At 50.8% G+C, this 1,060-nt stretch carries 1 protein-coding gene; it reads right to left on the minus strand.

All coding sequences use genetic code 11. The features are described from left to right. On the minus strand, window positions 1-1,060 hold a 1,060-nt coding region (locus AC1DWB_RS35955), incomplete at both ends, for a hypothetical protein (RefSeq protein WP_477545837.1).

Genomic DNA, 1,060 nt, shown 5'->3' on the forward strand with positions numbered 1-1,060 from the left:
CGTCTCAACATCAATCGCTAACCTCGCGACCGTTGATTTAAGCGCTTCGAACTCTGCGAGATGTACCGCTTGATCGTCTGTGCTGCCCATCGATTGTCCTTCTGCTCTTGTAACGTCCGTGGCACCCTCTGCCGCACCTTCCACATCTCCTGAGCCTGTGCGAAACTGGTCTTGTGTCACGACCTCAAGCGCTGGAGGATCGACTTCAATGGATTCACCCAGTGGTAAATTCGGAAGAACACTGTTGGCTTGTTGTTCGAGTCGAAACTGTAACACTTCCTGCGGATTGAGCTCCAGGTATTTGCCTTGCTCGAAGTAATGGAATCGGATGGTTTCGCCATTTTCAGCCAGCTCCGCAAGCTTGAACGTCTTCTTGAGATCGTCTTCCCAACGGATGTTTGTCACTTTAATCTGCGACTTCCGGAAGTTCTCGGCAAGCTGCTTGATCTGCTCGGACGTGTCCACTACCTTGTAAGCTTCACGGGCTCCTAACGCCTTCTCTGCACGTTCAAGATCGAGCTCTTCCTGCTTCAACCGTAGCGATTCCTCGACTTGCTCAGTGGCCCGTACAGCCGCATCGCGCTTCTGGTTCGAATCTTCCAACTCAAACTTGGTTTTGTTCAGCTCTTCCGAAATGCCTTGGATGGTGGCCTCTCGTTGTCTTATCGTTTCCTGCAGCCGATCATTCTGCCGCTGTAGTTGCTGCTCACGCTCGTCAGATCCTTTGATGTTCTCGTTCAGCGGTTGAATGAGATTCATCACAGCGGATTCGGCGCTGGCGCGGAGTAATTCATACGCTGTTTCGCTTATGCATAGGTTCCGGATGGAAATTCCGTCTGCTTCCAACGAGTCCAAGAGATATGTAATCTGCTCTTGCGTCTGTTGGATCCGTACCTCGTGGTTTTGTTCAACCTTCTGATGCGATTTCAAGTCTTCATGTGCCTCCGCGAGCTGATTACTCAGCCAATTACGGCGGTCAATCTGATCCTGCGTCAAATTCGAGTCTTCCCGGTTCAGGTAGGTGTTCAGCTCATCTTGCAATGTTGCAATGTGTTGATTC

Source organism: Paenibacillus sp. P4_E11 (assembly GCF_056401635.1).